Origin of the sequence: Nocardioides terrae, assembly GCF_900112345.1 — a bacterium.
In the GTDB taxonomy this organism is placed as follows: domain Bacteria; phylum Actinomycetota; class Actinomycetes; order Propionibacteriales; family Nocardioidaceae; genus Nocardioides; species Nocardioides terrae.
Window position 1 is genome coordinate 118,591 of sequence record NZ_FOLB01000009.1, and the last position, 24,153, is coordinate 142,743.

At 72.1% G+C, this 24,153-nt stretch carries 23 protein-coding genes and 1 other RNA gene; 13 read left to right on the forward strand and 11 right to left on the reverse strand.

Annotated elements, in window-relative coordinates; genetic code table 11:
- Window positions 1-17: 17 nt before the first annotated feature.
- From BM236_RS13105 to BM236_RS13130, 6 genes are all read right to left on the reverse strand, one after another.
- On the reverse strand, window positions 18-1,541 hold the full coding sequence (locus tag BM236_RS13105; RefSeq protein WP_091124522.1) for a UxaA family hydrolase: 1,524 nt from the start codon (window positions 1,539-1,541) through the stop codon (window positions 18-20).
- The gene (locus tag BM236_RS13110) at window positions 1,538-2,461 is read right to left on the reverse strand and encodes a sugar kinase (RefSeq protein ID WP_091124524.1); all 924 of its coding nucleotides are present in this window, start codon (window positions 2,459-2,461) and stop codon (window positions 1,538-1,540) included. The genes BM236_RS13105 and BM236_RS13110 overlap by 4 nt, the downstream gene beginning before the upstream one ends.
- Window positions 2,458-3,348 (reverse strand): ABC transporter permease, encoded by an 891-nt coding sequence (locus BM236_RS13115; protein WP_217645332.1) that lies wholly within the window; start codon window positions 3,346-3,348, stop codon window positions 2,458-2,460. The genes BM236_RS13110 and BM236_RS13115 overlap by 4 nt, the downstream gene beginning before the upstream one ends.
- Window positions 3,348-4,256, reverse strand: a complete 909-nt coding sequence (locus tag BM236_RS13120) for an ABC transporter permease (protein ID WP_091124526.1) — start codon at window positions 4,254-4,256, stop codon at window positions 3,348-3,350. Before BM236_RS13120 ends, BM236_RS13115 begins: the two co-directional genes overlap by 1 nt.
- The gene (locus BM236_RS13125) at window positions 4,253-5,389 is read right to left on the reverse strand and encodes an ABC transporter ATP-binding protein (protein WP_217645333.1); all 1,137 of its coding nucleotides are present in this window, start codon (window positions 5,387-5,389) and stop codon (window positions 4,253-4,255) included. Before BM236_RS13125 ends, BM236_RS13120 begins: the two co-directional genes overlap by 4 nt.
- A 68-nt stretch (window positions 5,390-5,457) precedes the next feature.
- Complete coding sequence (locus tag BM236_RS13130; protein WP_091124532.1) at window positions 5,458-6,672, reverse strand: ABC transporter substrate-binding protein; 1,215 nt, start codon at window positions 6,670-6,672, stop codon at window positions 5,458-5,460.
- Between the two features lie 197 nt (window positions 6,673-6,869).
- On the opposite strand from BM236_RS13130, the gene BM236_RS13135 reads away from it, so the two are divergent.
- The 4 genes from BM236_RS13135 to manD are packed head-to-tail and all read left to right on the forward strand — an operon-like array spanning window position 6,870 to window position 12,001.
- Window positions 6,870-8,003, forward strand: coding sequence for a LacI family DNA-binding transcriptional regulator (locus tag BM236_RS13135; protein ID WP_091124533.1), 1,134 nt, complete (start codon window positions 6,870-6,872; stop codon window positions 8,001-8,003).
- 19 nt (window positions 8,004-8,022) lie between these two features.
- Window positions 8,023-9,435, forward strand: a complete 1,413-nt coding sequence (gene uxaC, locus BM236_RS13140) for a glucuronate isomerase (RefSeq protein ID WP_091124536.1) — start codon at window positions 8,023-8,025, stop codon at window positions 9,433-9,435.
- Entirely contained in the window at window positions 9,435-10,784 is a 1,350-nt protein-coding gene (locus BM236_RS13145) for a mannitol dehydrogenase family protein (RefSeq protein WP_091124538.1), read from the forward strand. Before uxaC ends, BM236_RS13145 begins: the two co-directional genes overlap by 1 nt.
- Window positions 10,781-12,001, forward strand: a complete 1,221-nt coding sequence (gene manD / locus BM236_RS13150) for a D-mannonate dehydratase ManD (RefSeq protein ID WP_091124540.1) — start codon at window positions 10,781-10,783, stop codon at window positions 11,999-12,001. Before BM236_RS13145 ends, manD begins: the two co-directional genes overlap by 4 nt.
- A 27-nt stretch (window positions 12,002-12,028) precedes the next feature.
- Here manD and BM236_RS13155 read toward each other — a convergent pair whose 3' ends face one another.
- The gene (locus BM236_RS13155) at window positions 12,029-12,964 is read right to left on the reverse strand and encodes an AraC family transcriptional regulator (RefSeq protein WP_091124541.1); all 936 of its coding nucleotides are present in this window, start codon (window positions 12,962-12,964) and stop codon (window positions 12,029-12,031) included.
- Between the two features lie 82 nt (window positions 12,965-13,046).
- Between BM236_RS13155 and BM236_RS13160 the strand changes: the two genes are divergently transcribed.
- Entirely contained in the window at window positions 13,047-13,499 is a 453-nt protein-coding gene (locus tag BM236_RS13160) for an anthrone oxygenase family protein (protein WP_091124544.1), read from the forward strand.
- A 5-nt stretch (window positions 13,500-13,504) separates the two neighbouring features.
- On the opposite strand, the gene BM236_RS13165 is transcribed toward BM236_RS13160, so the two are convergent.
- Window positions 13,505-15,544 (reverse strand): NAD(+) synthase, encoded by a 2,040-nt coding sequence (locus BM236_RS13165; RefSeq protein WP_091124547.1) that lies wholly within the window; start codon window positions 15,542-15,544, stop codon window positions 13,505-13,507.
- 141 nt (window positions 15,545-15,685) lie between these two features.
- On the opposite strand from BM236_RS13165, the gene panB reads away from it, so the two are divergent.
- The 6 genes from panB to BM236_RS13195 all read left to right on the forward strand — a co-directional run bounded on the left by panB (window position 15,686) and on the right by BM236_RS13195 (window position 21,268).
- Window positions 15,686-16,537, forward strand: coding sequence for a 3-methyl-2-oxobutanoate hydroxymethyltransferase (gene panB / locus BM236_RS13170; RefSeq protein ID WP_091124549.1), 852 nt, complete (start codon window positions 15,686-15,688; stop codon window positions 16,535-16,537).
- Window positions 16,538-16,560: 23 nt separating this feature from the next.
- Window positions 16,561-17,682 carry a PQQ-dependent sugar dehydrogenase gene (locus BM236_RS13175; RefSeq protein WP_091124551.1) on the forward strand — a complete coding sequence of 374 codons (1,122 nt, stop codon included), beginning with the start codon at window positions 16,561-16,563 and terminating at the stop codon, window positions 17,680-17,682.
- 103 nt (window positions 17,683-17,785) lie between these two features.
- The gene (locus BM236_RS13180; RefSeq protein WP_091124554.1) at window positions 17,786-18,715 is read left to right on the forward strand and encodes an ABC transporter ATP-binding protein; all 930 of its coding nucleotides are present in this window, start codon (window positions 17,786-17,788) and stop codon (window positions 18,713-18,715) included.
- Window positions 18,712-19,542, forward strand: coding sequence for an ABC transporter permease (locus tag BM236_RS13185; protein WP_245750320.1), 831 nt, complete (start codon window positions 18,712-18,714; stop codon window positions 19,540-19,542). The genes BM236_RS13180 and BM236_RS13185 overlap by 4 nt, the downstream gene beginning before the upstream one ends.
- Before the next feature lie 14 nt (window positions 19,543-19,556).
- Complete coding sequence (locus tag BM236_RS13190) at window positions 19,557-20,654, forward strand: sensor histidine kinase (RefSeq protein ID WP_091124557.1); 1,098 nt, start codon at window positions 19,557-19,559, stop codon at window positions 20,652-20,654.
- Window positions 20,651-21,268, forward strand: coding sequence for a response regulator transcription factor (locus BM236_RS13195; RefSeq protein ID WP_091124559.1), 618 nt, complete (start codon window positions 20,651-20,653; stop codon window positions 21,266-21,268). The genes BM236_RS13190 and BM236_RS13195 overlap by 4 nt, the downstream gene beginning before the upstream one ends.
- 192 nt (window positions 21,269-21,460) lie before the next feature.
- Here the strand turns inward: BM236_RS13195 and BM236_RS13200 are convergent, their stop codons facing one another.
- Together BM236_RS13200 and BM236_RS13205 are read right to left on the reverse strand one after the other, a co-directional pair.
- Window positions 21,461-21,661: a hypothetical protein gene (locus BM236_RS13200; protein ID WP_091124561.1), complete on the reverse strand. Its 201-nt coding sequence runs from the start codon at window positions 21,659-21,661 to the stop codon at window positions 21,461-21,463.
- 9 nt (window positions 21,662-21,670) lie between these two features.
- Entirely contained in the window at window positions 21,671-22,096 is a 426-nt protein-coding gene (locus BM236_RS13205) for a tetratricopeptide repeat protein (RefSeq protein WP_091124563.1), read from the reverse strand.
- Window positions 22,097-22,240: 144 nt separating this feature from the next.
- On the opposite strand from BM236_RS13205, the gene rnpB reads away from it, so the two are divergent.
- An RNA gene (rnpB, locus tag BM236_RS13210) (RNase P RNA component class A) lies at window positions 22,241-22,607 on the forward strand.
- A gap of 85 nt (window positions 22,608-22,692) precedes the next feature.
- Here the strand turns inward: rnpB and BM236_RS13215 are convergent.
- Window positions 22,693-23,310 (reverse strand): NADPH-dependent F420 reductase, encoded by a 618-nt coding sequence (locus tag BM236_RS13215; protein WP_091124565.1) that lies wholly within the window; start codon window positions 23,308-23,310, stop codon window positions 22,693-22,695.
- Window positions 23,311-23,443: 133 nt separating this feature from the next.
- Between BM236_RS13215 and BM236_RS13220 the strand changes: the two genes are divergently transcribed.
- On the forward strand, window positions 23,444-24,100 hold the full coding sequence (locus tag BM236_RS13220; RefSeq protein WP_091124567.1) for a TetR/AcrR family transcriptional regulator: 657 nt from the start codon (window positions 23,444-23,446) through the stop codon (window positions 24,098-24,100).
- Window positions 24,101-24,153 lie beyond the last annotated feature (53 nt).

The following is a 24,153-nucleotide window of genomic DNA, read 5'->3' on the forward strand; positions in this document are numbered from 1 at the left end:
CCTTCATTCACGCGACGTCACATCACCGCGCCCAGCTGCCAGGGGACGAACTCCTCCTCGCCGTAGCCGAGCTCCTCGCTGGCGGTCCGCTCCCCCGACGCGACCGCGACGACCCGATCGAACACCTCCCGGCCGACCTGCTCCAGGGTCGCCTCGCCGGTGAGCACCCGACCGCAGTCGAGGTCCATGTCGTCGCGCATCCGGGCGAAGATCTCCGAGTTGGTGGCGAGCTTGACCGACGGCACCGGCTTGGCACCGAAGGCGGAGCCGCGGCCGGTCGTGAAGCAGACGACGTTGGCCCCGCCGGCGATCAGCCCGGTGACCGACACCGGGTCGTAGCCCGGCGTGTCCATGAAAGCCAGACCCGGCCCGCGGACCTGCTCGGCGTACTCCACCACCTCGGCGAGCGGGCTGCTGCCCGCCTTGGCGACCGCACCCAGCGACTTCTCGAGGATGGTGGTCAGGCCGCCGGCCTTGTTGCCGGGCGAGGGGTTGTTGTCCATCGAGCCACCGTTGGCGGCGGTGTAGCGCTCCCACCAGTGCAGCCGCTCCAGCAGCCGCTCCCCGACCGCCTCGTCGACGCATCGCGAGGTGAGCAGGTGCTCGGCGCCGTAGATCTCCGGCGTCTCCGCGAGCACGGCCGTCCCGCCCTGGCGGACCAGCTCGTCGGCGGCCAGGCCGAGGGCCGGGTTGGCACTGACCCCCGACCACCCGTCGCTGCCGCCGCAGTTGAGGCCCAGCACGAGCCGGCTGACCGGCACCGGCTCGCGGCGGACCCGGTCGAGGTCCGGCAGCAGGTCGCGCACCATGCCGACGCCGGCGTCGGTCGTCGCGCGCGTCCCGCCGAGGTCCTGGATGGTCAGCGGCAGCAGCGGCGTCCCCGGCGGCAGGTCGATGCCCGAGGTGAGGGCCTCGATCTCGTTGACCTCGCAGCCGAGGCCGACCACGAGGAGCGCGCCGAAGTTCGGGTGCCGCGCATAGCCGGAGAGGGTCCGCCGGAGCAGCTCGAGGCCGGCGCCGTCGGACGCCAGCCCGCAGCCGGTCCCGTGCGCCAGCGCCAGCACGCCGTCGACGTGCGGGTGGTCGTCGAGCAGGCCGGAGCGGGCCACCTGGTCGGCGATCCGCTTCGCCGTCGTGGCCGCGCAGTTCACCGTCGTCAGGACGCCGATGTAGTTGCGCGTGGCGACCTCACCGCTCGGCCGGACGATGCCGGCGAACGTGGTCCGCTCCGCGACGGGCACCGGCTCCACACGAGGTACGACGGACACGCGGCCGCCGTGCTCGAGGTCGGCCATGGCCAGGTTGTGGGTGTGCACGTGCGAGCCGGCGGCGACCGGCACGGTGGTGACGCCGATGACCGAGCCGTACTTCCGCACGGCGGCGCCGGCCGACAGGTCGTGCAGCGCGACCTTGTGGCCGGCGGGCACCTCGCCCATCAGCCGGACCCTCACGTCGCCGCCGCCGGCCGTCTCACCGGCGACCAGGTCGCGCCGGGCGATCCCGACGTCGTCGCCGGGCCGGAGCACGAGGAGGTCGTTCATGCCGTCACCCCCAGGTGCGACCGCATCTGCGCGAGTGTCGGCACGAGTCCGGTGCCGCCCCTTCCGCCGAGGACGAGGGAGGCTGCCGCCGTCCCGAGCCGGACCGCCTCGTCGAGGCTGTCGCCCAGCACGAGCCGGGCGGTGAGGGTGCCCGCGAGGCTGTCGCCCGCACCGGTCTGGTCGACGAGGCGGGGGGCCGGGACCGCGGGGACCTCGCGGGGACCGGCGGCGTCGACGACCAGCACCCCGTCACCACCGCGGGTGACGACGGCCGCCTCGGCGCCGAGCCCGAGCACGATCCGGGCTGCCAGGCCCGGGTCGTCGGTGCCGAGCAGCGCCGAGCTCTCCCCGGGCGCCGCCGGCGTCACCACCCGGGCGCGGGGCGCGAGCGCCCGCAGCACGCCGGCGGCCTCCGCCGCCGTCGTCAGCCGGGGCCGGAAGTTCGGGTCGTAGACGAGGCACGAGGCGCGCTGCGCCACCTCGTAGACGGCCGCCCGCGCCGAGGTCGACAGGGCGGCCGTCACGCCGGTGGTCAGGACGGCGCCGGCGGACTCGAGCCCGGCCGCGACGACGTCCTCGGGCGCGAGCGTCGACCCGGCACTCCCCCGGCGCAGGTAGACGAACTCGCGCTGCCCGTGCGGGTCGGCGTGGACGACGTAGGCGCCCTGCTGGCCGCGCACCCGACGCACCAGCGAGGTGTCGATCCCGAGCTCGGCGAGCCGCGCCTCGATCACGTCGCCGAGCTCGTCGTCGGCGATGCGGGCCAGCACCGCCGTCCGCGCTCCGGCGGCAGCGGCGGCCGCGGCGGCGTTCACCACGTCTCCCGAGATCCCGAGGGTGAGCGGGACGCCGTCACCTAGCGCCCGGTCGGAGGCGAGCTCGACGAGGACCTCGCCGACCACCACCACGTCGAAGGTCATTCGGTCGGCTCCTCACGGACCCGCGTCACCAGCTGGGTCGGGTTCACGAAGCGCAGCGCGACGATCAGCAGCACCATCATCGACGCCGTGTAGATCGTCGCCATCGCGTCGACGGACTGGTTCGCCCGGATGCCGGCGGCGAAGACCGCGTTGTAGAGCGACACCACGAGCGTCGTGCTGCTCGGGCCGGCGGTGAGGAAGGTCAGCTCGAACATCCCCACGGTCCGGACCAGCACCAGGATGCAGGCGGCCAGGATGCCGGGCACCAGCAGCGGCGTGAGGATCCGGGTGAAGACCACCCGCGTCGGGGCCCCGCACATCCGGGCCGCGGCCTCGATCTTGGGGTCGATCTGCTCGATGAACGGCGTCATCGTCAGGATCACGAACGGCACCGCCGGGACCAGGTTGGCCAGGATGACGCCGGTCATCGAGCCGGCGAGGTGCCAGCGGTAGAGCAGCGTCGCGAGCGGGATGCCGTAGGTGATCGGCGGCACCAGGATCGGCAGCACGAAGAGCAGCATCAGCACCCGCTTGCCCGGGAAGGACCGGCGAGCGAGGACGTACGACGCCGGCACACCGATCAGCACCGAGACGACCACGACCGCCAGCGCCACCTCGAGGGTCACGAGGAGCACGTGGGAGAGGGCGAACTCGTGCCACGCGTCGGCGTACCAGTGGGTCGTGAAGCTCTCCGGCAGCCACGTGCCGAACCACCGGGTGCCGAAGGAGTCGACGACGACCGAGAGCACCAGGGCGGCCAGGTTGACGAAGAGGAAGGCGACCACCAGCCACAGCAGGACGGTCCACCCGCGCGGACGGGTCCGCGGAGTCGCGTCGGGCGAGGTCCGGGCCTCGGGCTCGGTCACCGGCCGGGTCATCGTGGACATCAGCCCTTCCCTCCTGTCGCACCCCGGTAGAGCGTGGCGCGCCACACCATGACCAGGGCGATGACGATGAGCATGATGACGGCCATGATCATGGCGATCGTCGAGCCCATCGAGTAGTCGAACTTCTGGAACGCCGCGTCGTAGGCGGCGATGGAGATGACCCGGGTGGCACCGGTCGGCTTGCCCACCATCTGCGCCGACGGGAAGACCGAGAAGGCCAGCACGAACGCGAGCGTGAACGTGATCGCCAGGCCGGGGGCGAGCAGCGGGAGCGTGATCTTGCGGAACCGCTGCCACGACCCGGCGCCGAGCGTCGCGGCCGCCTTCTCCAGGGCCGGGTCGATGCCGGACAGATAGGACAGCGTGAGCAGGAACGCGAACGGGAAGCCTGTGATCACCAGGCTGAGGAAGACGCCGGTGTAGTTGTGCACCAGCACCACGGGCTGGTCGATGAGATGGAGACCCGTCAGCGTCCGGTTGAGCCAGCCGCGCGGGCCGGCGTACATGATCAGACCCTGCGCGGTGAGGACGGTGCCGAGCGTGATCGGGATGACCAGCAGCGTGGTGATGGTCCGCTTCCCGCGGACCCTCCCGCGCATCGCGTAGGCCACGGGCACCGACGCCGCCACGTTGAAGACGGCCGCCGGCAGCGCGAGCCGCATCGTCTTCCAGATCGTGTCGCGCAGGTAGGGGTCGGAGAAGAACTCCTTGTAGTTCGCGAACGCGCCGCCGCCCTCCAGCGGCTGGAAGGACAGCTCCAGGCCGTAGATGAACGGGTAGACGAAGAGGACCAGCACGAACGCGGTCGCCGGCAGCACCAGCCACAGCGTGCGGTCGATCCCCCGATCGGCGAGCCGGTGGCGGAGGGTACGCCGGGGCGCGGCCGCCCGGTCGAGCCCGACGGTCATGACTCCAGCCCCGCGCGGACCGCCTCCCGCGCCGCTGACGCGTCGCCGAAGACGAGCACCCGGTGCCGGGGTACGCCGAGCACGACCCGGTCGCCCGGGGCGACCCGCTCAGGCGTGCGGAAGTAGATCGACCTGCCCTGCTCGGTCGTGGCTTCGACCGACAGCTCGCGGCCGTGGTACTCCGCGATCCGGACCGTGACCTCGATGCCGTTGCCGTCGGTCTCGCCGATGACGAGGTCCTCCGGGCGGATGGCGGCCACCGCGGCGCCGGAGCGGACGCCGCGGTTGGCGCCGGTCAGCCGCAGCCCGCCGCCCTCGACGACGGCGTGCTCAGCGTCCCCGCCGGTCACGTCGACGTCGATCAGGTTGCGGTAGCCCATGAACCCGGCGACGTAGGAGTTCACCGGCTGCTCGTAGACCTCCTGCGGGGTGCCGACCTGCTGGATGACCCCCTCGCGCAGCACGACCAGACGGTCGGCCATCGACAGCGCCTCCTCCTGGTCGTGGGTCACGTAGACGGTGGTCAGGCCAAGGTCCTGGTGCAGCCGGCGGATCTCCATCCGCATCTCCAGGCGGAGCTTGGCGTCGAGGTTGGACAGCGGCTCGTCCATCAGGACGACCGGCGGGTGGAGTGCGATCGCCCGAGCGATCGCGACCCGCTGCTGCTGGCCGCCGGAGAGCTGGCCGGGCATCTTGTGCTGGTGCTCGCCCAGCTGGACCAGCGCGACCGCCTCGTCCACCCGCCGGGCGACCTCGGCGCGCGCCACCTTCTGCATCTGCAGGCCGAAGGCGATGTTCTTGCGCACCGTCATGTGCGGGAAGAGCGCGTAGTTCTGGAACACCATCCCGAAGCCGCGCCGCTCCGGCGGGAGGGTGTCGATGCGGCGGTCGTCGAGGTGGATGCTGCCGGTGGTCAGCGGCAGCAACCCGGCCAGGCAGTTCAGCGCCGTGGACTTGCCGCAGCCGGAGGGACCGAGCAGCGCGACGAACTCCGAGCCTTTGATCGAGAGGCTGAAGTCCTCGAGTGCTGTCTGCGCGCCGTAGCGCCGGCCCACGCCCTCGAGTCGCAGCTCCGCGAAGCGGGAGGTGCTGGGTCCTGCCGGGCTCGTTCCCGAGCTCACTCCTGCGGTCACTGCTGGGCTCACTTCCGAGGTCGCTTCCGAGGTCACTTCCGGGCTCGCTTCCGCGCCGACTCCGGTGCTCACTTCTGGCTCCCCACCTCACGGTCCCACGTGTCGAACGCGGCGACCTGCTGGGCCGACGGGAGCGACGTCTGGACCGGGTTGTCGGCGATCAGCGCGTCGTACTCGGGCCGGCCGAACCTCTTGATGACGTCCTGGCTCGCCTGCGGCGCCATCGAGAGGTCGACGTCCTTGACGGCCGGGCCCGGGTAGAAGTAGCCGGAGTCGTAGGCGATGGCCTGCTGGTCGGGCTTGAGCATCCACTTGATGAGGGCCAGGTCGGCCGCGACGACGTCGGAGGAGACACCCTTGGGGATGAGGACGTACTGGGCGTCGGAGACCCACGTCATGTTGTCGAACGCGGCGATCTTCATGTCGGCGGGGACGGTGCCGAGGGCGCGGGGGTTGATGTCCCACCCGGTCGTGGACAGGACGATGTCGACGGTGCCGTCGGCGAGGTTCTTCATCGTCTCGGTCGTGCCCGAGGCGTAGTCGGCGGTGTACTTGCCGAGCTCCTTGAGGTAGGCCCAGGTCTTGTCCCAGCCCTTCTCGGGGTCCTTCGGGTCCGTGTCGCCGAGCAGGTAGGGCAGGCCCATCAGGAAGGTACGGCCGGGCCCGGAGTTGGCCGGCTGGGCGTACTGCACCTTGCCCGGGTGCGCCTTGGCGTAGTCGAGCAGCTCCTGCGGCGTCTTGGGCGCGGTCTTCACCTTCGCGGGGTTGTACTCCATCAGCGGCCCGGACGGGTAGTAGACGACCGCGACGCCGTACCCGTCGGCGAGCTTCTGCATGTTGGCCGCGGGCTCGAGGTAGTTGTCCATCAGGCCGGGCAGCCGCTCGTCGAAGTCCGGCGTGATCTTGCGCAGCAGCTTCTGCTGGATGCCCGCCGAGAGGCCGTCGGTGCCGCTGAGCACGAGGCTGGTGGTGGAGCTGCCGCCCTGCTGCTCGGCCTTGAGCTTGCCGGCCATGTCCGGGGCGGGCGCCGTCGCGTAGGTGACCTTCGAGACGACGTCGGGGTTGGCCTTGGCGAAGTTCTCGATCATCCCCTTGGTCAGCTGGAGGTTGCCCGCGATGTCGAGGATGTTGAGGGTGACGGCCTTCTTCGGCTTGTCCGGCACCTTCGAGGAGCTGACCGTGTCGGTGTCGTCGGACGGGGCGCCGGCACAGGCGGACAACGCCAGCGCGAGAGCGGCCACGCTTCCTAGAACGGCGGCGCGGCCACGGCGAATGGTGCTCATGGGCTTCTCCTCACGGTCTTCGGCACGCCCGCTGTCGGGAACGACAGCCACAGTGACGTGCGCCATACGCGGCATTCAGACAGCGGCCCGAACGCGGCGGCAAGCGGTTGCCATTAGTTGCCGCGGGACCTACGGTCTCGTGACGGACGCCACAAGCCCCATGAGCCAACGTCCTCGCCGACACCCGCAGGAGACCCGTGACGCCGAGCCCTGAGCAGCCCGCCCGACCTGCCGCCGCGGAACCGCGGCGGCGCTCGTCGGCGCGGTCCACGCCGACGATCTACGACGTCGCGCGGGCCGCGGGCGTCGCGTCCTCGACGGTGTCGCGCGCGTTCTCCCGGCCCGACCGGGTCAACGCCGAGACGGCCGCCCGGATCCGGGCCGTGGCCGCCGATCTCGGCTACCGCACCAACCCGCTCGCCCGCGCGCTTCCCACCGGCCAGACGTCGATGATCGCCCTCGCCACGGCCGACATCACCAACCCCTACTACTTCGAGCTGATCCGTGGCGCGCAGGCCGCGGCCGCCGAGCGCGGCTACACGACGCTGCTCGCCGACGCCCAGGAGTCGGTGGCCATCGAGCGGGAGGGCCTCGAGCGGGTCATCCCGACCGTCGAGGGGATCGTGCTGGCCAGCACGCGCATGTCCGACAGCGCGATCCGGATGCTCGCCAAGCAGCGGCCGGTGATCGCCGTCAACCGCGACATCTCCGACGTGCCCAACGTCGTCACCGACCACGCCATGTCGATGCGCCAGGCCGTCGACCACCTCGCCGACCTCGGCCACCGCCAGATCACCTACCTGTCCGGGCCCGAGGCGGCGTGGGCCAACGGGATGCGCTGGCGCTCGCTGAGGCTGTATGCCGGCGAGCGCGGCATCCACGTGCGCCGGATCGGCCCCTACGCACCCACGGCGGGCGGCGGGGCACGAGCGGCGGCGGACTTCCCCGCGGTGCGCAGCAGCGCCGTGATCGCCTACAACGACCTGGTCGCGATCGGCTTCATGCGGCGGCTGATCAGCTTCGGCGCCCGCATCCCGGGCGACGTCAGCGTGGTCGGCTTCGACAACATCTTCACCTCGGCGCTGACCTCCCCCGAGCTGACGACGGTCGCTCCTCCCCTGCGCACGCTCGGCTCGATGGCGGTGCACAACCTGCTCGCCCTCATCGGCGGGGCCAGCCCGACGACGGTGCGGCCGCTGGCCCTGCCGACGCGGATCTACGTGCGCGCCTCGACCGCCGCGCCGGCCACCCGGCGGCGCTCGTGGCGTGACGCTCCGGCGCCACGGGAGCCCGCGACAACTCGTGGCAACCGATTGCCGTCATCCGGCTGACGCCCGAACGATGAGCCCCATGCCGAGCCCCCTCCGACTCCATCCGGACCGGCTCCTGCCGGCCGAGCCGGGCCTGCGCGCCATCGCCCGCGAGCTCTACGCGGCGGTCCGTGAGCTGCCGATCCTCTCGCCGCACGGACACGTGCCCGCCCAGCTCCTCGTCGACGACGAGCCCTTCCGCGACCCGGCCGCCCTGTTCGTGACGCCCGACCACTACGTCACCCGACTGCTGCACGCCGACGGCGTCTCGCTGGCCGACCTCGGCGTGGGCCGTGGGCCGCTGACCGAGCCGGCGGCGCGGGCCGTGTGGCGGGTGCTGTGCGAGCGCTGGCCGCTCTTCCGCGGCACGCCGGTGCGGTTCTGGCTCGACACCGAGCTCGCCGACATCTTCGGGGTGACCGAGCGACCGTCGGCCCAGAACGCCGACGCGCTCTACGACCGGGTCGCCGAGCGGCTGGCCGGCGCGGACTACCGCCCCCGCGCGCTGTTCGAGCGGTTCGGCATCGCGTTCCTCGCCACCACCGACGACCCGGCCGACGACCTCGCGGCCCACGCCGCGCTCGCCTCGGACCCGACCTGGACCGCCCGGGTGGCGCCGACCTTCCGGCCGGACCGCTACCTCGAGCCGGACCGCGCCGACTGGTGCAAGGCCGTCGACCACCTCGGCGAGGTCGCCGGGATCGAGACCGGTGACTACGCCGGCTACATCGCCGCGCTGGAGGCACGTCGCCGGTACTTCGTCGAGCACGGCGCCGTCTCCGCCGACCACGGCCACGACGACGCCGTCGCCGAGCCGCTCGACGCCCGTGACGCCGAGCGCATCTACCGGTCGGCGTACGCCGGGCAGGTGACCGCGGCCGAGGCGCTGGCCTTCCGCCGCCACATGGTCGTGGAGATGGCGCGGATGTCGTGCGACGACGGCCTGGTGATGACGCTGCACCCGGGGTCGAGCCGCAACCACCACGCGCCGAGCTTCCACGCCTACGGGCCCGACACCGGCTCCGACATCCCACGGCGCACGGAGTACACCACCGCGCTGCGGCCGCTGCTGGAGCGCTACGGCACGCACCCCGGCCTGCACCTGGTGCTCTTCACCCTCGACGAGACGGTCTGGTCGCGCGAGCTCGCGCCGCTGGCCGGGTTCTACCCATCGGTCTACGTCGGCGCACCCTGGTGGTTCCTCGACGCGCCCGACGCGATCACCCGCTTCCGCGAGGCGGTGACCGAGACGGCGGGCTTCAGCCGGACCTCGGGCTTCGTCGACGACACCCGCGCCTTCTGCTCCATCCCCGCCCGCCACGACATGGCGCGCCGGCTGGACGCGGCCTACCTCGCGCGGCTCGTCGGCGAGCACCGGCTCGACCTCGACGAGGCGCTCGAGACGGCGGTCGACCTGGTCGACGGGCAGCCGCGACGGGTCTTCCGGCTGTGATGGGACCGTCGCGGTCGGGCCCGGCCGCGCCCGTCGCTGCCGCGCACCTCGGGCTGGGGGCGTTCTTCCGTGCCCACCAGGCGGCCTACACCGCGCTCGCCCCCGACGCCGAGGAGTGGGGCATCGCCGCCTTCACCGGGCGCAGCCTGCTGCTGGCCGACCAGCTCACCGCCCAGGACGGCCTCTACACGCTGCTGGTCCGCGGGCCCGACGGCGACGAGGCCACCAGCGTCGGCTCCGTCAGCAGTGCCCACCCGGGCGCCGACACGGCAGCCTGGCTGGCCACGCTGGCCAGCCCCGAGGTCCGGCTGCTGACCCTGACGGTCACGGAGGCGGCGTACCACCGCACGGCCGCGGGCGGACTGGACCTCGACTCCCCCGACGTCGCCGCCGACGTGGCGACGCTGCGCGGTGGCGCGCGGACCGGCTTCCGCACGGTGCCGGGCCGCCTGGTCGCCGCGCTGGCGGCCCGGGCCGCGAGCGACGCCGGACCACTCGCCGTGGTGCCGTGCGACAACCTGCTCGGCAACGGCGCCGCGGTGCGCCGCGTGGTCACCGAGCTGGCGGCCGAGGTCTCCTCCGACGTGCTCGCGTGGCTGGAGGCGAACGTGTCCTTCGTCGACACGGAGGTCGACCGGATCACCCCGCGCACCACGCCCGCCGACATCGAGGCCGTGCGTCGCCTCACCGGTCTCGACGACGCCTGCCCGGTCGTCACCGAGCCCTTCACTGAGTGGACGCTGGCGGGCTCGTTCCCCGGCGGACGGCCGGCGTGGGAGAAGGCCGGGGCGCTCCTCGTGGACGACGTGACCCCCTACGAGACCCGCAAGCTGTGGCTGCTCAACGGCTCGCACTCGCTGCTCGCCTATGCCGGCAGCGTCCTCGGCCACCGGACCGTCGCCGACGCGATCGCGGACCCCCACTGCCGCGGCTGGGTCGAGGAGTGGTGGGACGAGGCGTCGCGCCATCTGGCCCTGCCCGGGCTCGAGCACTACCGCGCCGCCCTGTTGGAGCGCTACGCCAACCCCTCGATCCGGCACCTGCTCGCCCAGATCGCCTCGGACGGCTCGCAGAAGCTGCCGGTCCGGGTGCTGCCGGTCGTCCGGGCCGAGCGCGCCGTGGGCCGGATGCCGCACGCCGGTGCCCGGGCGCTCGCCGCCTGGGTCGCCCACCTGCGCGGGCACGGCGCACCGGTCGCCGACCCGCTGGCGGCCGAGCTGCAGGCCGCGGCGGCCGGACCGCTCGCCGAGGCCGTCCCCCGCGTGCTCGCCGCGCTGGACCAGTCCCTGGCAGACGACCGGGACCTGACCGCCGCCGTGCTCGACCACAGCAAGGAGCTCACCCGATGAGGATCACCGACGTCGACGTCGTCGTCACCTGCCCGGGCCGCAACTTCGTCACCGTGCGGATCACGACCGACGAGGGGGTGACCGGAGTGGGCGACGCGACCCTCAACGGGCGCGAGCTCGCGGTCGCGTCCTACCTGCGCGACCACCTCGCGGCCCAGCTGGTCGGCCGCGACCCGCTGCGCACCGACGACACCTGGCACTACCTCTACCGCGGCGCCTACTGGCGACGCGGCCCGGTTACGATGACCGCGATCGCCGGCGTCGACACCGCGCTGTGGGACATCAAGGGCAAGGTCGCCGGCCTGCCGGTCTACCAGCTGCTCGGCGGACGCGCCCGCGACGGCGTGACGGTCTACGGACACGCCTCCGGCGACACGGTCGAGGCGGCCGTCGAGGACGCCGCCCGCTTCCTGGACGAGGGCTACCGCGCGGTCCGGGTCCAGTCCGCGATCCCGGGTCTGGAGTCGACGTACGGCATCGGCGGCGTGAGCACCGCCGGCACGCACGCCTACGAGCCGGCGGACGCGGCCGTCCCGACCGAGAACGTCTGGGACACCGAGGCCTACCTCGACCACACCCCCCGGCTCTTCGAGGCCGTACGCCGGGAGCTGGGACCGCTGCCCCGGCTGCTGCACGACGTGCACCACCGGCTCACCCCCAACGAGGCCGCCCGACTCGGCAAGGAGCTCGAGCCGTTCCACCTGACCTGGCTGGAGGACCCGGTCCCGGCCGAGCTGCAGGACGGCTACCGCCACCTGCGCCAGCACACGACGACCCCGATCGCGACCGGCGAGGTGTTCAGCTCGATCTACGACTGCGAGCTGCTGATCCGCGAGCGCCTCATCGACTACATCCGGACCACCGTCGTGCACGCCGGCGGCATCACCCACCTGCGCCGGATCTTCGACCTGGCCGCGCTCTACGACGTGCGCAGCGGGTCCCATGGCGCCACAGACCTCTCCCCCGTCTGCCTGGCCGCCGCGCTGCACGTGGACACGGCCATCCCCAACTTCGGGCTGCAGGAGTACATGCAGCACACCCCCGAGACCGACGCGGTCTTCCCGCACTCCTACCACTTCGAGGACGGGATGCTGCACGTCGGCGAGGAGCCCGGGCTGGGTGTCGACATCGACCTGGAGAAGGCCGCAGAGTACCCGTACCAGCCCGCCTCCCTGCCCGTGAACCGGCTGCGCGACGGGACGATGTTCCACTGGTGACGGCCGCGATGGGTCGCGGGTCCGCCGTCAGCCGACCCGCGTCCGGAACTCTCGCGGGCTGACGCCGTACTCGCGCTTGAAGGCGCTGCTCAGCGCGAAGGGGGTGCTGTAGCCGACCTGCCGGGCGACCGACTCCAGGGTGCGCCCGGGGTCGGCGAGCAGGTCGGCGGCGAGCGCCAGCCGCCACCGCGTCAGGAAGGTGAGCGGCGGCTCACCGACGAGCGTGGCGAAGCGTCGCGCGAACGCCGCCCGCGAGACGTTGCAGGCGGACGCGAGGACCTCCACCGACCACGGGTCGGCGGGCCGCTCCTGCATCAGCCGCAGCGCGGGGCCGGCGACCTCGTCGCCGAGGGCGAGGTACCAGCCCGGCGCCTGCGCGTCCGGCCGGGAGAACCACGCTCGCAGGACCGCGATGAGGAGCAGGTCCAGCAGCCGGTCGAGGACCGCGTCCTGTCCCGGGTCGGCGCGCACGATCTCGGCGTCGAGCAGCCCGATGAGCGGTGAGCCGAGCTCGGCCTCGTTGACCACGAAGAGCGGCGGCAGCGCGCGGAGCAGCCGGCGGCTGACCTCGCCCTCGAGCAGGTAGGAGCCGCTGAGCATCACGGTGTCGCCGGACGCGTCGTTGCCCCAGCTGCGGACGCCGAGGTCGAAGGCCTCGGTGAGCCGGCTTCCGTCGGGCGCGTAGCACTCCTGCCCCGGCCGGATCGTCGCCGTCACGGCCGTCGTCGGGCCGTCCGCGATCGTCCAGTGCGGCTGCCCGAGAGCGACCACGACGTCACCGGGGCGGAGGGGGATCGGCGGCTGCGCGTCCGGCACCGCCCACGGCTCGCCCCGGACGACGGCGGTGAGGCTCAGCGGCACCTCGTCGGCGATCCGGATCGCCCACGGAGAGCCCATCAGGCAGCGCACCAGGAAGGCCCCGTGCGCGCGGGGCCCCTCGAGCACGGCGGAAAGTCCGTCCATCGGCGATGAGCGTAGACGATCGCGTATGTCGTCGCGTGGCGTGACGATGTCGGCGTACGCCGGACCCGGCTGGACTGGTCCCATGACCTTCCGCACTCTCGTCCTGCTCCTCGCCACCGTCGCCGCCGGCCTGCAGGCCGGCACCTACTACGTCTGGGCGTGCGGGGTGATGCCCGGGCTCGCGCGCGCCGACGACAAGACCTTCGTGACCGCGCTGAACCACATGAACGCCGCGATCGTGAACCCCGTCTTCATGCTCACCTTCCTCGGCGCGCCGCTGCTCGCCGGAGTGGCCCTGGTCGTGGGGCCCGGCCGCGGCTGGATCACCGCCGGGCTGGTGCTCGCCGTGCTCACGTTCCTCATCACCGTGGCCGGCAACGTGCCGCTCAACGACGCGCTCACCCGAGCCGGGTCGGCTCACCCCGGCGCCGCCCGGGAGGCGTTCGAGAGCGCGTGGGTGAGGTGGAACGTGGCTCGCACGGTCACGTCGACCGGCGCGCTCGCCGCCCTGGGCTGGGCGGCGTTGCGCGCGTGAGGACGTCAGGCGATCGGTACGTCGTCGAGGTCGGCCAGCCAGGCCGCAGGGGAGGCGTCCGACGGCATCCGCCAGTCACCCCGCGGGCTCATCGTGCCGCCGTTGCTGACCTTCGGGCCGTTGGGCAGGGCCGACCGCTTGAACTGGTTGGCGAAGAACCGCTTGATGAACACCTCGAGCCACGACCTGATCTCGCCGAGGTCGTAGGCGACGTGCTTGGCCTCGGGGTAGCCCGGCGGCCACTCGCCGCGGGCCGTGTCGTGCCAGGCGTGCCAGGCGATGAAGGCGATCTTGCTCGGCCGGGAGCCGTTGCGGACCAGGTGGAAGAGGTTGAAGTCCTGCAGCGCGTAGGGGCCGACCTTGTCCTCGGTGCTCTGCGGCTTCTCGCCCTTCTCGACCGGCACCAGCTCGGGGCTGATCTCCTGGTCGAGGATCGTCTGCAGCACCACGTCGGTGCGCTCGTCGAACTGCTCGGTCGAGATCACCCAGCGGATCAGGTGCTGGATGAGCGTCTTCGGCACGCCGGCATTGACGTTGTAGTGGGACATCTGGTCGCCCACGCCGTAGGTGCACCACCCGAGCGCGAGCTCGGAGAGGTCGCCGGTGCCGAGCACGATCCCGCCGCGCTGGTTGGCCGCGCGGAAGAGGTAGTCGGTCCGCAGGCCGGCCTGGACGTTCTCGAAGGTCACGTCGTAGACCGGCTCGCCGCCCGCGAACGGGTGGTCGAGGTCGTGCAGCATCTGCTTGGCCGCAGGCGTGATGTCGATGGTCTCGTAGGTCGTCCCGAGCGCCTTCATCAGCTCGACGGCGTTGCCCTTGGTCTCGTCGGAGGTGGCGAACCCGGGCAGGGTGAAGGCGAGGATGTCGCTGCGCGGCCTCCCCAGCCGGTCCATGGCGTTGGCCGCGACGATGAGTGCGTGGGTGGAGTCGAGGCCGCCGCTGACCCCGATGACGATCTTCGGGTCCCCCGGGATCGAGCGGAGCCGCTGCTCGAGGCCGGAGACCTGGATGTTGTAGGCCTCGTAGCAGTCCAGCGCGAGCCGGTCGGCGTCGTCGGGGACGAACGGGAAGCGGTCGACCTTGCGGCGCAGGCCGATGTCGCCCGCCGGCGGCGACAGCGTGAAGTCGACGACGTGGAAGCCCGCGCTGGTCGGCTCGTTGCTCCGGCGGTTGTCGTCGAAGGTGCCCTGGCGCAGCCGCTCGGCCCGGATGCGGGCGAGGTCGACGTCGGCGACGGTGCGGCGCGGACCGTCCGGGAACCGCTCGGACTCGCCGAGCAGGTCGCCGGCCTCGTAGACCATCGTCTGCCCGTCCCAGGACAGGTCGGTGGTCGACTCCCCCGGGCCGGCGGCCGTGTAGAGGTAGGCGGCCATGCAGCGGAGGCTGGAGCTCTGCACCAGCTGGCGGCGGCTCTCGCTGCGGCCGACGGTGACCGGGCTGGCGCTCAGGTTGCAGAGCACGGTGGCTCCGGCCAGCGCCGCCTGCGCACTCGGCGGCACGGGCACCCACATGTCCTCGCAGACCTCGACGTGGACGGTCAGGCCGGGGACGTCGGTGGCACGGAAGAGCAGCCGCGGGCTGATCGGCACCTCCAGGCCGCCGACCTGGACGACGTCGTCGATGTCGTCACCGGGCGCGAACCAGCGGCGCTCGTAGAACTCGCGGTAGGTGGGCAGGTTCGACTTCGGCACGACACCGAGGATCTCGCCGCGGTTGATGACGACGGCGGCGTTGAGCACCCGGTTGCCGTAGACGATCGGCGCGCCGACGACCACGACCGGCAGCAGCGACGCGGTCTCGGCGACGATCCGCACGAGCGCCGTCTCGACGGCGCCCAGCAGGGTGTCCTGGAGGAAGAGGTCGTCGATCGCGTAGCCCGACAGGCACAGCTCGGGGAAGACCGCGACGGCGACGCCCTCCTCGTGGCACTCGCGGACCTGGTCGATGACCGTGGCGGCGTTGGTCGCCGGGTCCCCGACCGCGATCGGAACGGTGACCGCCGCGACGCGGGCGAAGCCGTGGGCGTAGGCCGAGTAGAAGTCCACGTGGGGAGTCTAGGGACGCGCCCTCGCCGGCCGCTCGGCGTGACCACCGACACAGCGCGCGAGGGGTGGTCCCGGGGCTAGCGTGGACAGCGGTCCGTGGACTCCAACAGGGAGCCGCGAGATGTCACGAGAGGCTCGACGATGAGCACTGAGGAATCCGCTCCCTACGGCGGTGCGAGCGCGCCCGCCGCGCCGTCGGTCAAGAGGGTCCGCACCCACCACCTGCGCGAGTGGAAGGAGACGGGCGAGAAGTTCACGATGCTGACGTCGTACGACCTGATGACGGCGCGCATCTGGGACGAGGCGGGCATCGACACGATCCTGGTCGGCGACTCCGGCGGCAACACCGTCCTCGGCTACTCCTCGACCGTTCCGGTCACGCTCGACGAGATGATCGTGATGGCGCGCGGCGTGGTGCGCGGCGCCAAGCGGGCACTGGTGATCGGCGACCTGCCGTTCGGCACCTACCAGGCCTCGCCCGAGCAGGCCTACCACTCCGCCGCCCGCCTCATGAAGGAGGCCGAGGTGGCCGCTGTGAAGCTGGAGGGCGGCGTCGACATGGCGCCCCAGATCCAGAAGCTCACCCGGGGCGGCATCCCCGTCTGCGCCCACATCGGCTTCACGCCGCAGTCCGAGCACACCCTCGGCGGCTACCGCGTCCAGGGCCGCGGCGCCGGCGCGGAAGGCGTCCTCCAGGACGCGCGGGCGGTGCAGGACGCCGGCGCCTTCGCGGTCGTCCTCGAGATGGTTCCGGGCGACGTGGCCACCGAGGTCACCAAGGAGCTCGCCATCCCCACGATCGGCATCGGCGCGGGCAGCGAGACCGACGGCCAGGTGCTCGTCTGGCAGGACGCCTTCGGCCTCAACACCGGCCGGGTGCCACGGTTCGTCAAGCGGTACGCCGACGTGAACTCGGTCCTCCTCGATGGCGCGCGCACCTACGTCTCCGAGGTCAAGGACGGCAGCTTCCCCGCACCCGAGCACACCTTCTGACCGAGCCTGGGTACCGACAGCCCATGCGGATCCGTCTCGGGCTCGTCCTCATCGCCCTGGTCAGCGGCATGCTGACCGCCGCCCCGCCGGCCGACGCGGCGCTCCCGACGCTGCGGGTGAGGGTCGTCGCCGGCGGTCTCGACCATCCGTGGGACGTCGCGCCGATCACCAAGGGACGCCTTCTGGTGACCGAGCGGTCGCGCAAGACGCTGAGCGTCGTACGCCACGGGCACAAGCGGATGATCCCGCTCGTCGGCGAGCGGATCTGGAGCAGCGGTGAGACCGGGCTGATGGGCCTGGAGGTCGATCCGCATTGGCGCCGCAACCACCGCATCTACACCTGCCAGGGCTGGGGCACCGACGCGTCCCACGACGTGCGGGTGATCGCGTGGCGGCTGACCAGGCACCTCAAGCAGGCGCGACCGGTCCGGACCCTCGTCGCGGGCCTGCCCTCGACCAGCGGCCGCCACGGCGGGTGCCGCCTCCTCATCGCACGCGACGGCTCGCTCCTGATCGGCACCGGCGACGCCGCGACGGGGACCAACCCGCGCAGCCTGACCTCGCTCGGGGGCAAGACGCTGCGGGTCGACCGCTTCACCGGTGCGCCGTGGCGGCGCAACCCGTTCCTGAGCAGCCCGGACCCCAGGACGCGGCTCATCGACACCTACGGCCACCGCAACGTGCAGGGCCTGGCCCAGCGCCGCGACGGCTCGCTGTGGTCGGTCGAGCAGGGCACCTTCCGCGACGACGAGGTCAACCGGCTGGTCCGCGGCGGCGACTACGGCTACAACCCGGTGCCCGGCTACAACGAGTCGGTCCCGATGACCGACCAGTCGCTGCCCGGCGCGCAGGTGGCCGCGGTGTGGTCGTCCGGTCCCAGCACCGACGCGACGAGCGGCGCCACCTTCATCCCGAACCGGCGCAGGTGGAAGGGCTACCGCGGCTGGCTCGCCGTCGCGGTCCTCAAGAACGAGAAGCTCATGCTGCTCCACCTCAGTCGCTCGGGGCGGCTGCTCGACGAGCGCACGGCGCTGACCGGGCACGGTCGGCTGCGGACCGCTGCGGTCGCGCGCAACGGCGACCTGCTGGTGACCACCGACAACGGCGGCGGGCGCGACGTCATCCTGCGGGTCCACCCGCACTGAGCCGCCACTCGCCGGCCGAGGACCAGCCGCCCTGACAGATGTCATGGCACCGACATGGCAAACGCTCTACGCGACTGATCCATCGGGACGCGATGCTTGAGGCATGACCACTCCTGCCGTTCGCCTGACCGGCGTGACGAAAGACTTCGGCCCCGTCCACGCGGTCCGCGGGATCGACCTCGAGCTCGCCCAGGGCGAGGTCGTGGCGTTCCTCGGCCCCAACGGCGCGGGCAAGACGACCACCATCGACATGATCCTCGGCCTCTCGCAGCCCACCAGCGGTGCGGCCGAGGTCCTCGGCATGGCGCCCCGCCAGGCCGTCGCCCACGGCCTGGTGTCCGCCGTCATGCAGACCGGCGGCCTCATCAAGGACCTCACCGTCCGCGAGACGGTCGAGTACACCGCCAGCCTCTTCGCCGACACCCTCCCCGTCGACCGGGCGCTCGAGAACGCCGGCATCACCGCGATCGCCGACCGCAAGGTCGGCAAGTGCTCCGGCGGTGAGCAGCAGCGACTCCGGTTCGCGATGGCGCTGCTGCCCGACCCGGCGCTGCTCCTGCTCGACGAGCCCACGACGGGCATGGACGTCGAGGGCCGCCGCACGTTCTGGAGCGCCATCCGCCAGGACGCGGAGAAGGGGCGCACCGTCCTCTTCGCCACGCACTACCTCGAGGAGGCCGACCAGTACGCCGACCGGATCGTGCTGATCAGCCAGGGCCGCATCGTCGCCGACGGCAGTGGCGCCGAGATCCGTGCCCTGGCCGAGGGTCGCACCGTCCGGGCGACCTGGCCGCGGGAGACCGGCGAGCCCGACCACGCCGCACTCGCGGCCCTGCCGGGCGTCGACCAGGTCGACGTACGCGGGGAGCAGGTGCTGGTGCATGCCGCCAAGCAGGGAGCCTCCGACGAGGTCGCCCGGTTCCTGCTCACGCGGACGCCGGCACGCGACCTGGAGATCACGTCCAAGAACCTCGAAGAGGCGTTCCTGAGCCTGACGGCCGGCGCCGAGCAGACGCAGGAGGCCACCCGATGAGCGCCATGACACCCGCAGGGACACCCGCAGCGACACCCGCAGCGACACCCGCCGCGAACGACGTACCCGCCCGCCGCGTCCCGCCCCTGGGCGCCTTCAACGTGACGCTGCTGCGCATCGAGCTCTTCCGGATGCTGCGCAACCGCCGCACGATCGTCTTCACCCTCGTCCTGCCGGCGGCGCTGCTGCTGACCGTCGGCAACCAGGACGGCTGGGACGACAAGGCCGGCGCGGGCAACGTCGCGGCCTACATCCTCATCTCGATGGCGCTCTACGGCGCCGCCCTGACCGCCGCGGCCACCGGGTCCATGGTCGCCATGGAGCGGGCGCTGGGCTGGTCGCGCCAGCTGCGCCTCACTCCCCTGCACCCGATCGCATACATCCTCACCAAGGCGCTGGTGGCACTCTGCATGGGCGCCCTGGCGATCGCCATGGTCAACCTCGTCGGCGTCCTGCAGGGCCGCGCCGTGATGCCGACCGGCGTGTGGGTCGGCGCCGCGTTCGTGACGCTCTTCTGCACCATGACGTTCGCCGCGCTCGGCGTCTTCATCGGCTACCTGGTGCCCGGTGAGAACGCGATGCAGATCCTCGGCCCGGGTCTGGCCCTGCTCTCCTTCCTCGGTGGCGTCTTCATCCCGATCGACCAGTACGCCGAGGTCGTCCGTCAGGTCGCCTACTGGACCCCGATGTACGGCGTCGCCGAGGTCGCCCGCTCCCCCCTGACGCACGAGCTGCCGTGGTTCGCGATCGTCAACGCCGTGGGCTGGTTCGCGGTCTTCGTGCTCGGCGCGGCGTGGCGGATGAGCAAGGACACGGCGCGGGTGTGACTAACCTTCGCGCCATGAGCGAGCAGCGGACCGGGCCGACCCAGGTGGGTCGGCTCGGCCCGTTGTTCGCGGGCGTCTGGCTCTTCTTCCTGCTCGACCCGCTGACCGAGGGCTGGCGTCATCGCGACGAGGTCCGAGGTGTCCTCGGCATCGTCGCCACGGTGGCCTTCGCGGCGTTCTACATGGTGCTGTGGAGCCGGGCGCGACACGTCCGCGGCCGGCTCACGGTGTCCGACGCGCCGGTGTCCTTCGCGCTCCCCTACCTCGGCGGCATGACCGCACTCGGCGCCGCGATGGTGGCCTGCCTGGGCGAGACCGGCCTGGCGTGCACCGTCTACATCGCCGTCGCCGCCGTCATGACGCTGCCGCTCAAGCGCGCGGTGGTGGTGGCCGCTCTCCTGATCGCCGCGTCGCTGGCCCTGAGCGCCGCCAACGACTGGGGCGGCCAGATCGGGCTGGTGTTCGGGATCACCGCGGCCACGGTCGCCATCTTCGGGATGCGCACGGTCATGCGGCGCAACCTCGACCTGCTGGACTCCGAGCAGGAGAACGCCCGGCTCGCGGTCGAGAACGAGCGCAACCGCTTCGCCCGCGACCTCCACGACATCCTCGGGCACTCGCTCACCGTCATCACGGTCAAGGCCGAGCTCGCCCAGCGGCTCGTCGACATCGACCCGGAGCGGGCGCGCGCCGAGCTGGCCGACCTGGAGCGGCTCTCCCGCGATGCGCTGGCGGACGTACGCCGGGCGGTGAGCGGCTATCGCGAGCTGACCCTGCCCGGGGAGCTGGCCCGGGCCCGCGAGGCTCTGGCCGCGGCGGGCATCGAGTCGCGGCTGCCGCAGTCGACCGACGACGTGCCGTCGCAGCTGCGGGAGCTGTTCGCCTGGACGGTGCGGGAGGGCGTCACCAACGTCATCCGGCACTCGGGCGCCCACTCGTGCGAGATCGTGCTGACGCCCACCAGCGCCGAGATCCGGGACGACGGCCGCGGGCCGGAGGTGGCCGACGACGGCTCCGGGCTCACCGGCCTGCGTGAGCGCTCCGCCGCGGTCGGCGCGACGCTCGTGACGCGGTCGCTCGAGCCGGGCTTCAGCCTGCAGGTGAGTGCATGAGCGATCCGGTGATCCGCCTGCTGCTCGCCGACGACCAGGCGCTGGTCCGCGGCGCACTCGCCGCGCTGCTCAACCTCGAGCGGGACCTCGAGGTGGTGGCCGAGGTCGGCTCGGGCGACGAGGTCCTGCCCGCGGTGCTGGAGCACCGGCCGGACGTGGCACTGCTCGACGTCGAGATGCCCGGCATGGACGGCATCGCCGCCACCGCCCTGGTGCGCGCGAAGGCGCCCGGCACGCGGGTCCTGATCGTGACGACCTTCGGCCGGCCCGGCTTCCTGCGCCGGGCGCTGCAGGCCGGTGCGCACGGCTTCGTCGTGAAGGACACTCCTGCGGCCGAGCTCGCGGACGCGGTTCGCAAGGTCCACCGCGGCTTGCGCGTCGTCGACCCGCAGCTGGCGACGGACAGCCTCGTCGCCGGCGAGTCGCCCCTGACGCCCCGGGAGACCGAGGTGCTCCGTGCGGCGCGGGACGGATCCACCGTGGCGGCGATCTCGAAGCGGCTCTTCCTCTCGGAGGGAACCGTCCGGAACCACCTGTCGGCGGCGATCGGCAAGACCGGCGCGACCACTCGTGCCGAGGCCGTGCTGACGGCCGAGGGGAACGGCTGGCTCTAGCCGCTCGAGGTGTGACTCAACGGCCACAACGGCCTCTGCAGCCACAGCAAAGAATACGCCCCGCCGTCTGCGTGAGTCGGCGGGGCTGAGCCCTCGGTACCCGGCAGCGCCGCCGGCATGCGCGGCTCGGCAGAAAATCTGCGCGAGGTTCTGCTGCCGCGGGTGCCGACCGCGGCGCTTCGGCGCTGACTCCTACTGCTCGGGATCGGCGCCGTCGTCGTCGTTCCAGTCGGGGTCGTGCTCCCACGCCTCGTTGCGCTCCTCGACCTTGCCGAGCGCCTGCTCGGCCTCGGCCGCGGTGTCGTAGGGGCCGAGCCGGTCCTTGTTCGGACATCCCTCGGGGCCCTCGACGGTGTGGTGCTTGAGACAGAACCAGAAGCCACCTTCACTCATGCGGTGAAGTTACCCGTTCTGGGGCCTCGTCAGCAGCAGCCGCTCCACGCGCAGCATCGCGAGCTCGTGCTCGATGTCGCCGCTCATCACCGCCGCCATCCTCAGGTGCGGCAGCGCCTCCTCGAGCCGGCTCTGCCGCTCGAGCACCCGGCCGAGCGCGTGCCGCGACCAGACGTCGTCGGGCGTCTCCTCGACGAGGGAGCGCAGCTCCGCCTCGGCCTTCTGCAGCTGCGCGCGGATCATGAACGCCCACGCCCGCAGGCAGCGCAGCCCGGTGTTGCGCGGGTCGTGCGCGAGCGCCTGCTCGATGAGGTCGAGCGCCTCGTTGGGGGCGCGACGGGCGAGCAGGTCATAGGCGGTGCGGTACGCCGACTCCGGGCCCTGACCCGGGAAGACGATCGCCGGCGCGGTGAGCTGGAAGTCGTTGTCGGTCACGGCATGAGAACGCTTCTCATTGTGTCGTCATTCCCGCGCCGCGGTACCGACGGCCGTCACGTCCTCGCCCGCGGCGATCGCGCCGGCTTTGAGTCACCGACGTGCGCCCGCGGTCCGCACGGCCGTACTGTTGCTCACGCGTGACGGGCTGGCCGGGCGACCGCGTCGCCTTCCACACGAAAGGGAGGCGTCGAGGAAAGTCCGGGCTCCACAGAGCAAGGTGGTGGGTAACGCCCACCCGGGGAGACCCGCGGGACAGTGCCACAGAAAGCAGACCGCCGTGCCTCCGGGCGCGGTAAGGGTGAAACGGTGGTGTAAGAGACCACCAGCGCCCCAGGTGACTGGGACGGCTAGGTAAACCCCACCTGGAGCAAGGTCAGACAGGATGCGTTCGAGGGCGGCTCGCCCGAGCATCCGGGTAGACCGCTGGAGGCCGCCGGCAACGGCGGTCCGAGATGGATGGTCGCCCCTCTTCGGAGGACAGAACCCGGCTTATGTGCCAGCCCGTCACGCACCTCGGCTGACGCCGGCGAGCCCGGTTCGGGCGGACGGACGGGACGGGCAGCGAACTGCCCGCCCCGTCCGCTTGGCTACCGTCAGCCGACGTCCGCGCGCAGCGCGACGTTCCACCCGGCGCCGTTGCGGGCCAGTCCCATCAGGAGGATGGCCGTCCACTCGAGGACGTAGGTGCTCTCGAGCCCGCCGGTGTCGAGCGGCCGCATGCCGAGGCTCGTCACGAGCTCCGCGAACCGCGCCCGCGCCTCGGGGCTGTCGCCGGCGAAGAGCACGTCGTGCGGCCCTCCCTCGGCGAGCACGTGGCCGAAGATCGTGTTGAACGCCTTGATCACGTGCGTGCCGTCGGGGACCGCGGCGGCGATCTGCTGGGTCATCGAGTGGCCCTCGGTCGTCAGGATGCCGGTGCCGTCCGCGTTGAACGGGTTGGTGATGTCGACGAGGACCTTGCCGGCCAGCCCGGCGCCGTAGTGGGCGACGACGTCGAGTGCGGCCTGGTGGAGGACGGCCAGGACCACGATGTCGCCCGCGGGGACCGAGCCGTAGGTGCCGGCCACGGCGCCGTTGCCGATCCGGTCGGCGGTGGCCTGCGCATGAGCCGGGTTGCGGCTCATGATCTCGACGGTGTGGCCGCTCTCAGCCGCCCGAGTGCCGATGGCAGTGGCCATGTTGCCGGCTCCGATGATGGTGATGGTGCTCACGAGGTGGCCTTCTTCCGTGACGGGATCAGTGGAGGGCCCAAACGTGAGGCACCCCTCCGGTTCGCTCGTAACAACGGAGGCACCCCTCACCTTATTCCGGAGGGGTGCCTCAAATCGGGGTACGATCCGAGGCATGGGAGCGAATGGCGTCGAGCGAAGACCGCTGCGCCGTGACGCGCAGGAGCGTCGCGACCGCCTCGTCGAGGCGGCCCGACGCGAGTTCGCCAGGCATGGCGTCGATGCCTCCCTGGAGAAGATCGCCCGCGAGGCGGGTGTCTCGATCGGCACGCTCTACCGCCACTTCCCGACGCGCATGGACCTCCTCATGGCCGCCTTCCGGCCGCGGCTGGACGAGTTCATGGCCGGCGCCGCCGAGGCGCTGGCGATCGAGGACCCCTGGGACGGATTCGTCCACTACCTGGAGAACCTCTTCGCCATGCAGGCCGGTGACCGGGGCTTCAACGACTTCCTCTCCCGCCGGTTCACCGACAACGCCGAGACCGAGCGCATCCATGACCAGATGTGCCGACACATCGGGGACGTCCTCGCTCGCGCGCAGGACGCCGGCCGGGTGCGCGCCGATCTCAGCCAGGGCGACATCGTCAACCTCATCTGGTCGAACGGCCGGATGATCGACGCCACCAGCACCACCGCGCCCAACGCGTGGCGACGGCACCTCCACCTCATGCTCGACGCCTACCGCGCGGAGCGGGCCCACCCGATCCCCGAGCCGCCGATGACCGACCAGCAGCTGTACGACGCCATGGTGCATCTCAGTCAGGTGGACTGAGCCCGGCTGGCGCTCACGACCCGCTTGAAGCCGGTGACCTCACGAAGCGGGCG

What these genes read in the sequence shown, in the direction of transcription:
- BM236_RS13120 (WP_091124526.1), bottom strand. Translation starts at nt 4,256, where the DNA reads ATGACCGTCGGGCTCGACCGGGCGGCCGCGCCCCGGCGTACCCTCCGC.
- BM236_RS13145 (WP_091124538.1), top strand. Translation starts at nt 9,435, where the DNA reads ATGGGACCGTCGCGGTCGGGCCCGGCCGCGCCCGTCGCTGCCGCGCAC.
- BM236_RS13180 (WP_091124554.1), top strand. Translation starts at nt 17,786, where the DNA reads ATGACCACTCCTGCCGTTCGCCTGACCGGCGTGACGAAAGACTTCGGC.
- BM236_RS13195 (WP_091124559.1), top strand. Translation starts at nt 20,651, where the DNA reads ATGAGCGATCCGGTGATCCGCCTGCTGCTCGCCGACGACCAGGCGCTG.
- BM236_RS13115 (WP_217645332.1), bottom strand. Translation starts at nt 3,348, where the DNA reads ATGTCCACGATGACCCGGCCGGTGACCGAGCCCGAGGCCCGGACCTCG.
- uxaC (WP_091124536.1), top strand. Translation starts at nt 8,023, where the DNA reads ATGCCGAGCCCCCTCCGACTCCATCCGGACCGGCTCCTGCCGGCCGAG.
- BM236_RS13200 (WP_091124561.1), bottom strand. Translation starts at nt 21,661, where the DNA reads ATGAGTGAAGGTGGCTTCTGGTTCTGTCTCAAGCACCACACCGTCGAG.
- BM236_RS13160 (WP_091124544.1), top strand. Translation starts at nt 13,047, where the DNA reads ATGACCTTCCGCACTCTCGTCCTGCTCCTCGCCACCGTCGCCGCCGGC.
- BM236_RS13190 (WP_091124557.1), top strand. Translation starts at nt 19,557, where the DNA reads ATGAGCGAGCAGCGGACCGGGCCGACCCAGGTGGGTCGGCTCGGCCCG.
- BM236_RS13110 (WP_091124524.1), bottom strand. Translation starts at nt 2,461, where the DNA reads ATGACCTTCGACGTGGTGGTGGTCGGCGAGGTCCTCGTCGAGCTCGCC.
- BM236_RS13130 (WP_091124532.1), bottom strand. Translation starts at nt 6,672, where the DNA reads ATGAGCACCATTCGCCGTGGCCGCGCCGCCGTTCTAGGAAGCGTGGCC.
- BM236_RS13105 (WP_091124522.1), bottom strand. Translation starts at nt 1,541, where the DNA reads ATGAACGACCTCCTCGTGCTCCGGCCCGGCGACGACGTCGGGATCGCC.
- BM236_RS13185 (WP_245750320.1), top strand. Translation starts at nt 18,712, where the DNA reads ATGAGCGCCATGACACCCGCAGGGACACCCGCAGCGACACCCGCAGCG.
- BM236_RS13175 (WP_091124551.1), top strand. Translation starts at nt 16,561, where the DNA reads ATGCGGATCCGTCTCGGGCTCGTCCTCATCGCCCTGGTCAGCGGCATG.
- BM236_RS13155 (WP_091124541.1), bottom strand. Translation starts at nt 12,964, where the DNA reads ATGGACGGACTTTCCGCCGTGCTCGAGGGGCCCCGCGCGCACGGGGCC.
- BM236_RS13220 (WP_091124567.1), top strand. Translation starts at nt 23,444, where the DNA reads ATGGGAGCGAATGGCGTCGAGCGAAGACCGCTGCGCCGTGACGCGCAG.
- manD (WP_091124540.1), top strand. Translation starts at nt 10,781, where the DNA reads ATGAGGATCACCGACGTCGACGTCGTCGTCACCTGCCCGGGCCGCAAC.
- panB (WP_091124549.1), top strand. Translation starts at nt 15,686, where the DNA reads ATGAGCACTGAGGAATCCGCTCCCTACGGCGGTGCGAGCGCGCCCGCC.